The sequence below is a fragment of the Variovorax sp. MHTC-1 genome (genome assembly GCF_003984645.1).
Lineage (GTDB): Bacteria > Pseudomonadota > Gammaproteobacteria > Burkholderiales > Burkholderiaceae_C > Variovorax.
In genome coordinates this window covers 1-11177 of sequence record NZ_RWKI01000042.1, presented here as the reverse complement: position 1 = coordinate 11177, position 11177 = coordinate 1, and the positions used below count along the sequence as shown (strand labels likewise).

21 protein-coding genes are annotated in these 11177 nt (G+C 65.6%); 11 read left to right on the top strand and 10 right to left on the bottom strand.

The features are described from left to right. Window positions 1–335 (bottom strand): hypothetical protein (locus EJI01_RS27645; protein WP_126840312.1); only part of this gene is annotated, 335 nt, incomplete at its 3' end. A gap of 155 nt (window positions 336–490) precedes the next feature. Beyond that, window positions 491–1321, bottom strand: coding sequence for a phosphate/phosphite/phosphonate ABC transporter substrate-binding protein (locus EJI01_RS27640; protein WP_126840311.1), 831 nt, complete (start codon window positions 1319–1321; stop codon window positions 491–493). Between the two features lie 209 nt (window positions 1322–1530). Between EJI01_RS27640 and EJI01_RS29515 the strand changes: the two genes are divergently transcribed. Next, the gene (locus EJI01_RS29515; RefSeq protein ID WP_260602717.1) at window positions 1531–1665 is read left to right on the top strand and encodes a hypothetical protein; all 135 of its coding nucleotides are present in this window, start codon (window positions 1531–1533) and stop codon (window positions 1663–1665) included. Here the strand turns inward: EJI01_RS29515 and EJI01_RS27635 are convergent. Beyond that, entirely contained in the window at window positions 1632–1997 is a 366-nt protein-coding gene (locus tag EJI01_RS27635) for a nuclear transport factor 2 family protein (RefSeq protein ID WP_126840310.1), read from the bottom strand. The two genes, EJI01_RS29515 and EJI01_RS27635, sit on opposite strands and share 34 nt — an antisense overlap. A gap of 2 nt (window positions 1998–1999) precedes the next feature. Continuing rightward, window positions 2000–2215 (bottom strand): hypothetical protein, encoded by a 216-nt coding sequence (locus EJI01_RS27630; RefSeq protein WP_126840309.1) that lies wholly within the window; start codon window positions 2213–2215, stop codon window positions 2000–2002. A gap of 216 nt (window positions 2216–2431) precedes the next feature. Here EJI01_RS27630 and EJI01_RS27625 point away from each other — a divergent pair, with 216 nt between their 5' ends. Continuing rightward, window positions 2432–2815 (top strand): hypothetical protein, encoded by a 384-nt coding sequence (locus EJI01_RS27625; protein ID WP_126840308.1) that lies wholly within the window; start codon window positions 2432–2434, stop codon window positions 2813–2815. On the opposite strand, the gene EJI01_RS27620 is transcribed toward EJI01_RS27625, so the two are convergent. Further along, window positions 2788–4050, bottom strand: a complete 1263-nt coding sequence (locus EJI01_RS27620; RefSeq protein ID WP_185879091.1) for an aromatic ring-hydroxylating dioxygenase subunit alpha — start codon at window positions 4048–4050, stop codon at window positions 2788–2790. The two genes, EJI01_RS27625 and EJI01_RS27620, sit on opposite strands and share 28 nt — an antisense overlap. A gap of 218 nt (window positions 4051–4268) precedes the next feature. On the opposite strand from EJI01_RS27620, the gene EJI01_RS27615 reads away from it, so the two are divergent. Continuing rightward, window positions 4269–4913, top strand: a complete 645-nt coding sequence (locus EJI01_RS27615) for a TetR/AcrR family transcriptional regulator (RefSeq protein WP_126840306.1) — start codon at window positions 4269–4271, stop codon at window positions 4911–4913. Here the strand turns inward: EJI01_RS27615 and EJI01_RS27610 are convergent. Next, window positions 4910–5143 (bottom strand): hypothetical protein, encoded by a 234-nt coding sequence (locus EJI01_RS27610; RefSeq protein WP_126840305.1) that lies wholly within the window; start codon window positions 5141–5143, stop codon window positions 4910–4912. The two genes, EJI01_RS27615 and EJI01_RS27610, sit on opposite strands and share 4 nt — an antisense overlap. Window positions 5144–5574: 431 nt before the next feature. Further along, window positions 5575–6393 (bottom strand): DUF1206 domain-containing protein, encoded by an 819-nt coding sequence (locus tag EJI01_RS27605; protein ID WP_126840304.1) that lies wholly within the window; start codon window positions 6391–6393, stop codon window positions 5575–5577. 247 nt (window positions 6394–6640) lie between these two features. Between EJI01_RS27605 and EJI01_RS27600 the strand changes: the two genes are divergently transcribed. From EJI01_RS27600 to EJI01_RS27590, 3 genes are all read left to right on the top strand, one after another. Beyond that, a complete protein-coding gene (locus EJI01_RS27600; protein ID WP_126840303.1) occupies window positions 6641–6856 on the top strand; it encodes a hypothetical protein in 216 nt (71 codons plus the stop codon). 186 nt (window positions 6857–7042) lie between these two features. Beyond that, on the top strand, window positions 7043–7237 hold the full coding sequence (locus EJI01_RS27595) for a hypothetical protein (protein WP_126840302.1): 195 nt from the start codon (window positions 7043–7045) through the stop codon (window positions 7235–7237). Between the two features lie 130 nt (window positions 7238–7367). Further along, the gene (locus EJI01_RS27590; RefSeq protein WP_126840301.1) at window positions 7368–7628 is read left to right on the top strand and encodes a hypothetical protein; all 261 of its coding nucleotides are present in this window, start codon (window positions 7368–7370) and stop codon (window positions 7626–7628) included. A 32-nt stretch (window positions 7629–7660) separates the two neighbouring features. Here EJI01_RS27590 and EJI01_RS27585 read toward each other — a convergent pair whose 3' ends face one another. Beyond that, entirely contained in the window at window positions 7661–7900 is a 240-nt protein-coding gene (locus tag EJI01_RS27585; RefSeq protein ID WP_126840300.1) for a hypothetical protein, read from the bottom strand. An 11-nt stretch (window positions 7901–7911) separates the two neighbouring features. Beyond that, complete coding sequence (locus EJI01_RS27580) at window positions 7912–8223, bottom strand: hypothetical protein (protein ID WP_126840299.1); 312 nt, start codon at window positions 8221–8223, stop codon at window positions 7912–7914. A gap of 117 nt (window positions 8224–8340) precedes the next feature. Between EJI01_RS27580 and EJI01_RS28985 the strand changes: the two genes are divergently transcribed. Beyond that, the gene (locus EJI01_RS28985; RefSeq protein WP_185879090.1) at window positions 8341–8568 is read left to right on the top strand and encodes a hypothetical protein; all 228 of its coding nucleotides are present in this window, start codon (window positions 8341–8343) and stop codon (window positions 8566–8568) included. 57 nt (window positions 8569–8625) lie between these two features. Here the strand turns inward: EJI01_RS28985 and EJI01_RS27575 are convergent, their stop codons facing one another. Further along, window positions 8626–8835, bottom strand: a complete 210-nt coding sequence (locus tag EJI01_RS27575) for a hypothetical protein (RefSeq protein ID WP_185879089.1) — start codon at window positions 8833–8835, stop codon at window positions 8626–8628. A gap of 189 nt (window positions 8836–9024) precedes the next feature. Here EJI01_RS27575 and EJI01_RS27570 point away from each other — a divergent pair, with 189 nt between their 5' ends. From EJI01_RS27570 to EJI01_RS27555, 4 genes are all read left to right on the top strand, one after another. Then, window positions 9025–9315, top strand: coding sequence for a hypothetical protein (locus tag EJI01_RS27570; protein WP_126840298.1), 291 nt, complete (start codon window positions 9025–9027; stop codon window positions 9313–9315). 63 nt (window positions 9316–9378) lie between these two features. Continuing rightward, a complete protein-coding gene (locus EJI01_RS27565) occupies window positions 9379–9990 on the top strand; it encodes a class I SAM-dependent methyltransferase (protein WP_126840297.1) in 612 nt (203 codons plus the stop codon). A 172-nt stretch (window positions 9991–10162) separates the two neighbouring features. Then, window positions 10163–10624 carry an adhesin gene (locus EJI01_RS27560; RefSeq protein ID WP_126840296.1) on the top strand — a complete coding sequence of 154 codons (462 nt, stop codon included), beginning with the start codon at window positions 10163–10165 and terminating at the stop codon, window positions 10622–10624. A 73-nt stretch (window positions 10625–10697) separates the two neighbouring features. Then, complete coding sequence (locus EJI01_RS27555; RefSeq protein WP_126840295.1) at window positions 10698–11147, top strand: GNAT family N-acetyltransferase; 450 nt, start codon at window positions 10698–10700, stop codon at window positions 11145–11147. The last annotated feature ends 30 nt before the right edge of the window (window positions 11148–11177 follow it).

The window sequence follows — 11177 nt, the reverse complement described above, 5'->3', positions numbered from 1 at the left end:
TACTTGATCGTCACGCCGGCCTTGATGCCGGCGTTGCTCTTGCCGTCCGAATGGGCGCCTGCCGAAAACGAGGTGTTGCCGCCAGTGCTGGCGCCGAGCGAGTAGTTGGGCCGGGCTCCGGAGGTGTCGACGCCGCCGTACGCGCCGCTTCCGTCGGGGCGCTGCGTGCCGATCGTTGCGCCGTTCGCGCGGGCCGAGGTCTCGGTGGGCGACAGGTGGGGCGCGACGTAGAGGGTGCCCTGGTCGCCGCTTTCCACGGGAAGCTTGAGTGGCTGCGCGAGGGCGCCGGCGCAGCATGCGGCCAAGGCCAGGGATGCGAGGATGGATTTGCTCATTCGGATAGATGGTCAGGTCGACGGGGGGGCGGGAGGCCGTGGGCCCGTGATCAGGTTTTGCCTAGGATAACTTCATCGCGCTGGCGCATCCCCGCCACCGCCGGCATGGCCTCCCGCATCGCCTCCACGAAGCAGCGCAGCCGGCGCTCGCCGGGCTAGATCCCGAGCCAGGCCATCAGGGTCTTCTCGACCTCAGCTGACGGCGCGACAAAGCCGGAATAGGTGGAGGTGGCGAGCGCGCGCTTGCCGCCTTCCGACTGCCCGAGCCCCAGCAAGGTGTCGCGCACCGTGGCGGCCGTGCTCCCGTCGAGCTTGCTCGATGACAGCCATTGCTTGATGGGCACGGCGCGCGATTCGGCGCAGGTCTTGCCGCCGGTGGACTTCCAGGCCTTCACCACCCCGGCGGAGGCCGTGGCGCCGTAGGCGGCGAAGCCGTTCTGCACATAGAAGGGCACTGCGTCCTGATAGCGCGTGTTGCTGGTCTTGACCGCGCCGTCCTGCAGGCCCTGCTCACGCAGCATCGCGCGCGTGATCACCGCGGTGATGGAATCCGGGTCGGGCATGACCAGGCTCTTGCCGGCGATCTCCTTCCAATTCGAGATTGCTTGCAGGTCCTTGCACAGGAACGAGACCTTGTAGTCGGTGAAGCCCGCGGTCCAGGCGATCGTCTTGTAGCTGCCGCCCTTGGTCGCCTCGAAGGCGAGGTGGGCCGGATGCACGAAGGCCAGGTCGACCTGGTTGTGCCTCAATGCTTCGCGCGCACTGGGGTACGAACTCAGGATCTTGATGGTCACAGGCTGCTTGAGCGCCTTGCTCAGTGCCTCGGCGATCGGCTCGAACTTGGCTTCTATCTGGCTGTCGGTGGCCTTGTAGGTCACGCCCTCGGTCACGCCGAGCACCAGCGCATGGGCCGGAGCGACAGCAGCCAGCAGGAAGGCTGCGGCCCAAGGGGCGAAGCTTGCGTTGCGATCGGCGCTGTGTTCCATCACGGATGTCTCGAGTAGTTGCGAGCCCGCAGAATAGGTCAGGCCCTCGCGCTGTGGTCAACGCGCGCCAACGCCGGATAGGACTTTCGAGTCATAGTGCGCAACATCGCGTGGGGATCGGTGGCGCTGTAGGTCATGCGCCGACATCCAGCCGCACCGCGCGGCCGCAGAATCGTGACGAAGTGCCCACGCGCTCCAAGGAGACGACCATGACCTATCGAAAGCTCACTCTGGCGCTGGCATGCACCGCCCTGGCAGCGCTCGCCGCCTGCGAGCCGAAGCCGCAGCCGCCGAAGGCTGCAGCGGCCGATCAGCTGCTGATCTTGCAGTCGGCCGGCGTTTGATGGTGCGCCACCAGCTGCCAGCGGCCGCCTGAGCGCACATAGACCGAACTGCATTGCGCGCGATAGGCGCTGCCGGCAACGCCGCGATCGGCGGCCGCGGCATAGACCAGCACCGCCGTGCCCTCGACGGGATCGAGCAGATGCTGATCCGCGAACTCGACCCGGCGCCAGCGCTTGTCCGCATCGATCGAGGCCAGGATCTGCGCGCGACCCATCATGCCGACGGGCCGCGGAAAGACCATGCGCGCATCGGCTGCCAGGTGCTGCTCGTAGAAGAGCGCATCGCCGAGCCAGAAGCGCTCTTCCAGCTCCCAGAGATCTTCAGCCGGCATGGCTAGCCTCCGCGCAGAACGATCAGGCCTTCCTTGACGAAGCGGTCGTAGTCGGCCCTCGGAATGGCCGCGCTCATCGCCTTGCCGTCTTCCTCCCAGCTCAGCACGGTGCTGTCGGCCCCCGGTTCGACTGTGCAGGGACCTGGCGGCACGCGCAGCAGCGGTCCGTCCCCTGCGCGGTAGTCGACCTGGCCATTGATTCGAGCGTTCGCTTCCATGCGTTGCAAGCTCTCGCGGCGCGCTCCCGGCCGGCGTAGGAAGCGATGCTCTGTCTTCCAAGGACAAAGCCGACGGGAGCCTCGGGCCCCAGGTCTCCAGCACCGCGCTGATTCGTGCAGTAGTACGCAATTCGCGCCGCGGCGCGCAATGTAATTCGTTCGACTTCATTCGCTCGCGTTTGACAATGGCACCCGATCTATTTCGAGCCTCCAGCCATGACCGCCCCTCGCCTTCTCGAAGCGCTCTTTCGCGTCCGGCGCAGCCCGCCCGACGCGCCTGCCATGCCCGTGCCGGCCCCGCCGGTCGAGCCCGCGCCCGTCGTGGAAGTGCCTGCGCTTGAAGAGACCGCCGGCGCGAAGACGATGCGCTCGCTCGAAGAGGTGAGGGCCGACCTGGCGCGGCTGCGCCAGACGGCCAGCGAGCGGCATGCGCTGGCGCAGCAGCCAGAGCGCCCTGCCGATACCAGCTTTGCGCGCACCGACTTCATGGATATCCCCGAACCCTTGCCCACGTCCTCGCCGCGCGAGACGGACGACTCGGAATTCGAGGCCACCGCCTTCGCGGACGTCGCTTACCCGATACCGCTCCTGGCCAGGTAAGCCCCTCCGCCGCCGACGCCCGAGCTCATCTCGACCTGGCATCCCTCCGGCACCAGCGCCCCGCCGATCGCCGCGTCGATGCCGCGATGGAAGCGCAGCATCCCGTGTTCGAGCCGACCTGCCTGCAAGCCCGCATTGGCGCCGCTGTGCAGGCCGCGCTGGATCGCCACCGCCGTCGCGATGTCTTCCTTCTGAAAGACCGTCTCCTCGATCAGCCGGAAGGTCTTTTCCCAGTGCGGAATCCAGTCGTCGCCGATGCGATCGGGGGGAATCAGCATGGTGTGCATCCACCGCACTTCGCCGGCCGCCGGCGAGAACATGCCGATGAGGCTGACATAGTCCGGGTGCCAAATCAGGAAGGTGTTCGGGAACAGAAACTGCGTCGGCGTCGCAAGCTTGCACAGCGCATCGCGGTCGCGCGGCGTCTCGAATGCCTCGAAGGCTCTGCGCCGAGCGACCAGCGAGTTCTGGTGCGGGCCGGCATCCAGGTTGACGGTGAACGCATCGGCGAAGAAGGGATAGATGGTGTCGCGATGCAGCACGCGGATGTGATAGCCCTCGAGAAATGCGTCGACGGTCAGCTTCCAGTTCGCGGCATAGACCCGATCGATCTTGCGGAACACCTTCATGTCCGCCAGCCCCAGCCACTGCAGGTGCTCGTCGAGCCCGTGCAGGAAGCCGGCAGCCGAGAACGCCGGACCCGGCGTGCGCTTGACGAATATCAGCCCGCCGGCTTCGGCGCAAGGCAGCTCGACCAGATTCAGCGTGGCCGGGTCGATGCCATCGAAGGTCTCCGCATGCAAGCGATGGCGCAAGCGCCCGTCGAGCTCGTAGGTCCAGCCGTGATACGGACAAACCAGCGTCTTGCAGCTCCTGGCCGTTGCGGGCTCCGGCCCCTCGCTTTGGACCAGCGCCATTCCGCGGTGCCTGCAGACGTTGAAGAACGCGCGGACGCGACCGTCGCCGGATCGGGTCACCACCATGGGCACGCCGAGCGCATCGAAGGGCAGCGCCGATCCTGCAGGCACCTCGGAGCTGTGCGCCGCGACGATCGGCCACTGCGCGAAAACGATGTCCTGCTCCTGCTGCCAATGATGGCGGTCGGTGTAGTGGCTGACGGGCACCGTGCCTGCCTCGGGCCCCATCTCGCGCTCGCCGGTCGAACGGGCGTGATCGAGCCGTTGAATCAGATCGGCCAGCGTCGCAGGCGGCGAAGCGGAGGTCTGCAGTGTCATGGCGGGCGATCCCCAGTTTTCGAGTGCGAAGGCGCCCCCAAAGCTTAGGCGGGATGTACGCTCGGCGTGTTCGGTTTTCCCGCCCATGCACGCGCGTCGCAATGGCACGTGCTTCTCGCTCGTGGCGCCTGCTCGAACGAGCGGCGTGCCGGCTCCACGGAAAGCAAGTGTTCAGCTTTGGAAGATGAAGCCTTCGGTGCCACCCCAGCAGACAGCACATGAACTTGACTGTTAAGCCTCGCCGCAAGCCTTCGCAGGCGCGGGCGTGGATGACCTCGCGCGCCATTCAGGATGCCTTCGTCCTTCTTCTGCTCGAGCGCGGGTACGAGAAGGTGTCGATGCGCCACATCGCGGCTGTCGCGGGCGTCGGCCTTGGCACGCTCTATCAGTACTTTCCGGGCAAGGACTCCATCGCCGCCGTCACCGTTCGCAGCAGGCTGCGCGGAGTGGCCGCCCTGGTGGAGGAGGCCGGCGCCGCTTCGAGCCCGCGCACGCTGGAGCAGACCGTTCATGCCCTGGCGCAAGCGCTTGTGGGAACCTTGCTGAGCCAAGCTGCGGAATGGCGGGCCCTCTTTATTCTGGAGCGGCGCATCTCCTCTTCCGAAACCTATCGCGAGCTCTACAAACAGTTCGTCCACCTGTTTCGCGATGCCTTCGCGTCGGCATCGGACTGGCCAGCGGAGCTCGATCGCGAGCGCGTCGCATTGAATGCGTTTTCCATCGTCGATGCGATGGCCAAGCACGCCTTGCTTGTGCAGGAGTCCTGCCCCGATGCGGAGCAGGTGGTGGAGGACGTGGAGTGCGCGGTCAATGGGTACTTTTTGCTGGAGAGGAGAAGGTGCGGAGCCGCCCGGGCGGCTTAGCGTCGGCTTTGGAGAGATCGGAACGCCTCCAACATCCTCCACCCCAAGCGAGTAATCTCCGTCACCACCATCCCCGGCTGCGCGCCGCCGCGACGGTCGAAGACGACCTGCATCGCCGCGTTGACATGACCCGCGAGGACCAGGATGGCTGCGGCCTCGACATCCTCGTTGCTCATCAGGATCAGGGGAAGGCATTCGCGGGAGATGCGGCGGAGGAGCGCGAGGGGCATGACGCATTGAGAGTCAGGCTCTGCGCGCCTCGCGTCTACAGACTTTGAGTAGCAATTGCCATCAATGCCGCGCAGCAGGGCGGCCCCAAACGTCGACTTCAAAAGAGCAAACGTGTCGCGACGGTATGACCATGCAGTCCAAGAAGTGGCGCGCGGATTTAAGTTCAGGGGACATCGAGGTGGGAGGCGTAACGAGCGAAAGGTGTCGTGAGCGCGTGGCTCCGGCAGTGCGGCCGGCTGGCTGCTTCTGGGCAAATGGCCGTCGACGCCATTCGCCCGAGCCCGAAGTCCTCGATGTGCGAGCCCCTCTGCCGCAGACAATCTCTGAGGCTTCTCCGCACCTCGCGCAGTTGACTCTTGGAGATGGCGGCCGAGACGCACGCCCGCTCCGGCTGCTGAAACCAGGCGTACGTTCACGCGGTCCGGAAGGGCTACATCCGGCGGTAGCGCGACTCGAACATCGCGAACAGGCCGAAGGCCACGAATCCGAGCGCAACGGCCGTAAGGAGAAGCCTCCCCAACGGCTGTGCCAGGATTGCATGCAGCGCGCCGTCCAGCCCCGGTGCCTTCTGCCGATGGAATGTCAACGCCGCATAGCTGAGTAGGCCGCCCACCACGCCCAGAGCCGCCCCTTTGGCGATGTATCCGACTTGGCCCAATCGCGCCACGCCCTTTTGGGCAACTGCGGACATCGACGAAGTGTCAATCTCCTCGTTGAAGGACTTCTTCATGCCTTTGACCATCCCGGCCACGCCGACGCCAATGATGATCAGCCCGGTGACCACTACGATTGCCCGCCCGGCGGGCCACGCCAGCACACCTGAGGTGGTTTGCTGCTGGGACTGCGAATCCCACGACCCCCCGCCGAGCACCACCGAAGCCGCGCTGACCCCCAGGGCGGCGTAGATCACGGCCTTGGCCCCGCTGGCGGCCTGATTTCGGACCCGCTTGGCGCCTTCACGGTGGCGATAGCCCCAGATGGCTTCACTGGCCTGCCAGAGCGCGAGCGCCACCATGCCGACCGCAACCAGCCAAAGCAGAATCTTGCCAAAGGGCTGATCAGCCAATGTTCCCAGCGCCCCGGAGATGTCGGCGCTCTTGCCGGCCGGCGCGCCCCAGGCGATCTGCAGCGCCAGCCAGCCGATCAAGAGGTGTACCACGCCGTAAGCGATCAACCCGACGCGGGCGAGCACCTTCAGCGACGCGCTGTCGCCGGCCCGTTCGGCCTTGCCGCCGGAATTGGTTGTCATCGCAGGGCCCGCCTCGTGAGTTGTCAACACGACCTGGGTCCAAGATTTTCTACCTCTTGCTCGACCTGAGCAGCGTGGGGGGTCACCGCGTCAATGACCGATGGCGCCGGCTGCGCATCAGTTGCCGCTCTATCCCGCCTGCCTCTCCCTCTCCTCTCCCGCGCCTCCGCCGGCGACCCCGCCCGCCGACATCGGCAACCATGGCTAACATTTCGCAAGAATACTGGATGAATGTACAGTGTCATCCATGGACCGCGAAATCTGGATTGCCGTCTGTGCGCACCGGCTGCAACGACAGTGGCGCACCGTAGACCCCGAGCAGCTTGACGAGCTGGCGGCGGATTTGTGGAAGGACGAGAGGCTGCGCGCCCTCGCGCCCAACGATGCGGCCAGGCTGTGGCTCGAGCCGCTGGCCTCCGCGGAGGGGCCGCAGCATCCTGGTCGGCGCCGCCTTGGGGGCTGAGCTTGATCGGGCTGGCCGCCAGACTCGGCGCCTCATCCGTGCGATATCTCACACTTCGAGCGAGTAAGACAAATGAATCCTTTGGTATTCATCTTGGCGCACTCAGAATCAGGTTTCCATCTCTTACCAAGGCTTTGACGGCCATGGAAACGTTCCTCTCTCTTTCCAGCAGCCAATCTCTAAGCCATGTCAAGACGACGATCCAACACCCACAACCGCTTCGCTGCCGAACTCGACAGCGCCCCTTCCCGGCTGCAGGAACTGACCCTTCACCATCGGCTCGAGGAGAGCGAGCGGCGCGCTTCCGGCTGGCGGCGCAACCTGTCCGTCGCCGCGCTCCTCGTTGTTGCAGTCCTCGTCACAGCGTTCATCGCGCGCTGAGGGCGTAGACCTGCGCAATTGGCCGACGGCGGCCAAAGGCAGAAACCTACATGAGGAGCGCACGTAGACGAAGCCCCTGCTTGCATCAGTGGCTCCAGTATCCAGCCTGGCCCCACCAGATGGATATGACATGAGAGCTGATGCACTACCAAGCGCAACGAAGGCCGACACTGCGCGCCGCAACGGCGTGGTTTGGACTGCGTTCATTGACGAATACGAGCTCGCCTTGCGCTCGGTCGAGCGCGACTACCCCGTCCTCGATCCCGATTCCGCCGAATTCAAGGAGGACGTGATGCTCGAGGTCTACGAGGCGATGAAGGGTCTTGTGAAGCAAGGCACCCCGCCCGCTCTGGCCGTCAGGCTGGCTGCGGTGCAGCGCTTCGACAATTAGCGGCACGTCCAGCTGCGCCGGTCGCCAGCCCTTCAATGGGCCATGGCCGACCTGCAGGTCGCCCACACGTCGACCTTCGCCTTGGCCAGACACCGCAGCCTGTCGCGCACTTCGTCGGGTCGACTTCGCGCGCTCCCGAGCGAGAGCCTGGCCTTGAACTCATCGTTCGCAAAGAGATCGGCGTGGCCAAAGACGCTGTCGGCTGCGCTGTCGACTTTGATCGAAATGGAGATGCCCCGGTATTCGAACGGCCGTGAGGAAGCTTCTTGCATCGGCGCCTCCATCACATGTCGCGGTGCGAATGGTCTCGCGCGCCCAGCATGGTTTTCCACCAGGGCGCTCGCGCCCTCGGCATCGGGGGCAGGTCACCAGGAAGGGAGAACCTGGCCAGTTCTTCTCTGCCTTTTTCGGTGATGGCGAGCACCTGGGCTGCGTCGCCGACGCCGGAAGGCGTGGGCGGATTCGATGACGCCGGCGTCAGGGCGATGACCAGACCGGCCGCTCGCAAGAGCTTGACCTGGTCGATCTCCGCCGGGGTGCGGAAGGTGGCCGGCAGCGGGGAGCCGGCGAGCTGTCTGAGCATGTCCATGGCCATTTCGGGTCCTCCGTTTCTCGATGACCAAATAGGAGCGCCTTCGAGATAGGAGCAGTCGGCAGGCTTTTCAAGAGGGAAGTTCTTTTGACAGAAGTCGAATAGGAGTACCTTCCGGTCATGAACACGAAGGCCGCACGTCGCGAGTACTTGGAGGCTGTCGCTGAATTTCAGCGGTCGGTGCAGGCGTTCTCTATCGGCATGGGCCGCGTCCTTGATCAGCTGCCCGATCGCTCGCCGCAGGAGGGCGTGCAACCGACGGCGATCGCGGAGCTGCTCGGGCCGCGCAAGCCTGCTCAGCGCGCGCCCCGTGCTCAGCGGCTGATCGACCGCGCAAGGAAGGCGTGAGGCCTCTGCTGTCCGGAGGGGTCACGCTAGGAATGCTGCGCGGGCTGGGAGCGCAGGTCAGGTAATCATCTGCCTGGCCCGCCACCGCCGGGGCCGTCCCCGGGGGGCCACCGCCGCCAGGTCCACCGCCCGCGCCACCGCCTGCCCCGCCGCCTGCCCCAGCACCACCACCAGCACCTCCGCCACCGGCTGCGCCAGCAGCACCCGAACCGCCGCCGCCACCATCACCGGCGCTGCCGCTGGCAGGATCTGCGCTCGCAATTCCAACGGACCCGGAGCCGGCGACGCGACGCGACGCTGGGAGGCGGATCAGCAACAGGCGGCCTCGCCGCCTGGGTCACCTGTCTTATATTGAAATGTGCCTGTTTGTAAGACGACGACTGATGTTGATGTCCCGCTCGTCGCGAGCTCACCGCAGCCGCACGCGAAGCTCAGCCCTCCCGCGCATTCGATGACGTGCCCGCCCTTTCCGAAGCAGAATCCAGATTCTTCAACTTGGACCCCGGGGAGATGGGACAAATGGAAATGGAAGAAGTCAACGCGCGACTCCGTTCGCTCGAGTTGCGAGCTGTCGCCCAAACCGCAGCGATCGCGGTCCTGCTCCAAGAGCAGCCCAATGCATCGGCAAAGCTGCACCTGGTCGCCGAGCACCTCGTCGACGCACCTCCGATCCCGATGTCTGATGAGGACCTGGTCAAGGTCGCAGCGTATATACAAGCGATGCTCGGGGGTCCCTGGATCGACTGACACTGAGTCGAAGGCACGCGCTGCTGATCGAGCGATCAGCAGCCCTGGCGAATTTGAGATCCCATGACAACTCCGATTGCGAGCGCCGCAGGCTACGGCACCCATGCCGCTGCCCTGTCCGAACAATACGAAAGCCTCACGTTCGCGAGGGTGCATCGCGGCGTGCTTCATCTTTTTCCGACTCGACCCAGCGATGTTCTGGACATCGGCGCGGGCTCCGGGCGGGACGCCGCGGCCTTGGCGCAGATCGGCCATCGTGTCGTCGCCGTCGAGCCGACGGCGGAATTGCGCAGCGAAGGACAGCGGCGACATGCATTCCTTCCGATCGAATGGATCGATGAGCACTTGCCGTCGCTGGAGACTTTGCGGCGTTCGCAGCGGCGCTTCGATCTGATCCTGCTCACCGCCGTCTGGATGCACCTGGACGAGACCGAGCGATCGACCGCGATGGGGACGATCGCCGCGCTGCTCAGGGAGTGCGGTCTGGTATCGATGTCCCTGCGTCATGGCCCGGTGCCACCGGGACGGAGAATGTTCGACGTGTCCGCCGAAGAAACGATCGAGCTCGGCGCGCGGTTCGGATTGCGTGGGATCCATCAGAGTGCGCAAGACGACGCGCAGGGCCGCCCTGATATTCGTTGGAGCTTTGTCGTCCTTCAGAGAACTCGCACATGATGAAGGCGGCGGGCCCAACGCACGAGCCCCCGATCTCGCCGACAGTCAGTTCCCACAGCCATGCAGGGCACATCCGCACATGGCGACATGAGACGCCTCCCCTACGGTTCACCCCGAACTGGCAGCAAGCCGGTTCGTTGTCAGTGACCATTAACGAAAGGGAACGTCACACATGAAGATGCACAACCAACACCGTATCGCGCTCGGCGCATTGCTCGCGGGTCTTCTCGCGATGAGCGGATTCGCGCAGGCGCAGTCCGTCGGCGTGGGGGTAGGCGTGGGTGCCGATGTCAACACATCGGGCTCCGCGGGCACCGGCGCCAAGGCGGGCGCACGCACCGATGCGGGCGCGCAGACGAGAGCGGGTGGCGCAGGCACCGGCACGGCCACCGAAGCGGTCGGCAACGCGACGAGCGGCGCCGGCGGCACCCTCGGCGGCGTGGTCGGGGGTGCCACCGGTGCGGTGGGCGGCGCGACCAATGCGGTAGGCGGTGCCACGAATGCCGTGGGCAGCACGGTCGATGGCGCGGCCGGTGCCGCGGGCTCGGCCGGCGGTGCACTGAAGCCCAGCGGCGCGGGCGCCAAGGCCGGCGGCAAGGCTCAAGGGTCGGGCTCGCTCGGGGTCGGCAAGTAAGCAGGAAGTCGGCCGCAAAAGCCCGCAGCGCTCGCGCGTTGCGGGCTTTTTTTGATTGAGAATCGCGCGACACATGAACATCGAAATCGACGACCTCTCGCGCCCCGAAATCCATGCACTGCTCGATGAGCACCTGCAGAACATGTATGCGCCGCCCGAGAGCGTTCACGCGCTCGATCTGGCAAAGCTTCGCCAGCCCGGGATCACCTTCTGGTCGGCCTGGAAGGGCTCGCTCCTGGTGGGTTGCGGCGCGCTCAAGGAACTGGATGCCGAGCACGGCGAAATCAAGTCGATGCGCACGCCCAATGCGCTTCGCCGGCAAGGCGCCGGACGCGCGATCCTCGCCCACATCATCGACGTCGCAAGGTCGCGCGGCTATCGTCGCCTGAGTCTCGAGACCGGTTCGCAGGAGGCCTTCGAGCCGGCGCGCCAGCTTTACGAGACCTTCGGCTTCGCGCGCTGCGGGCCCTTTGGCGACTATGCCGAAGACCCGTACAGCGTGTTCATGACGATGCGGTTGTAGTTGTTTTTGCCGGTACTGCGCTCGGTCTCG

Coding starts and splice junctions, on each gene's coding strand:
- EJI01_RS27625 (WP_126840308.1), top strand. CDS start 2,432: ATGACCGCCCCTCGCCTTCTCGAAGCGCTCTTTCGCGTCCGGCGCAGC.
- EJI01_RS27600 (WP_126840303.1), top strand. CDS start 6,641: ATGGACCGCGAAATCTGGATTGCCGTCTGTGCGCACCGGCTGCAACGA.
- EJI01_RS27580 (WP_126840299.1), bottom strand. CDS start 8,223: ATGGCCATGGACATGCTCAGACAGCTCGCCGGCTCCCCGCTGCCGGCC.
- EJI01_RS27615 (WP_126840306.1), top strand. CDS start 4,269: ATGAACTTGACTGTTAAGCCTCGCCGCAAGCCTTCGCAGGCGCGGGCG.
- EJI01_RS27635 (WP_126840310.1), bottom strand. CDS start 1,997: ATGCCGGCTGAAGATCTCTGGGAGCTGGAAGAGCGCTTCTGGCTCGGC.
- EJI01_RS27560 (WP_126840296.1), top strand. CDS start 10,163: ATGAAGATGCACAACCAACACCGTATCGCGCTCGGCGCATTGCTCGCG.
- EJI01_RS27585 (WP_126840300.1), bottom strand. CDS start 7,900: ATGCAAGAAGCTTCCTCACGGCCGTTCGAATACCGGGGCATCTCCATT.
- EJI01_RS27640 (WP_126840311.1), bottom strand. CDS start 1,321: ATGGAACACAGCGCCGATCGCAACGCAAGCTTCGCCCCTTGGGCCGCA.
- EJI01_RS27565 (WP_126840297.1), top strand. CDS start 9,379: ATGACAACTCCGATTGCGAGCGCCGCAGGCTACGGCACCCATGCCGCT.
- EJI01_RS29515 (WP_260602717.1), top strand. CDS start 1,531: ATGACCTATCGAAAGCTCACTCTGGCGCTGGCATGCACCGCCCTGGCA.
- EJI01_RS28985 (WP_185879090.1), top strand. CDS start 8,341: ATGAACACGAAGGCCGCACGTCGCGAGTACTTGGAGGCTGTCGCTGAA.
- EJI01_RS27610 (WP_126840305.1), bottom strand. CDS start 5,143: ATGCCCCTCGCGCTCCTCCGCCGCATCTCCCGCGAATGCCTTCCCCTG.
- EJI01_RS27630 (WP_126840309.1), bottom strand. CDS start 2,215: ATGGAAGCGAACGCTCGAATCAATGGCCAGGTCGACTACCGCGCAGGG.
- EJI01_RS27590 (WP_126840301.1), top strand. CDS start 7,368: ATGAGAGCTGATGCACTACCAAGCGCAACGAAGGCCGACACTGCGCGC.
- EJI01_RS27605 (WP_126840304.1), bottom strand. CDS start 6,393: ATGACAACCAATTCCGGCGGCAAGGCCGAACGGGCCGGCGACAGCGCG.
- EJI01_RS27555 (WP_126840295.1), top strand. CDS start 10,698: ATGAACATCGAAATCGACGACCTCTCGCGCCCCGAAATCCATGCACTG.
- EJI01_RS27620 (WP_185879091.1), bottom strand. CDS start 4,050: ATGACACTGCAGACCTCCGCTTCGCCGCCTGCGACGCTGGCCGATCTG.
- EJI01_RS27595 (WP_126840302.1), top strand. CDS start 7,043: ATGTCAAGACGACGATCCAACACCCACAACCGCTTCGCTGCCGAACTC.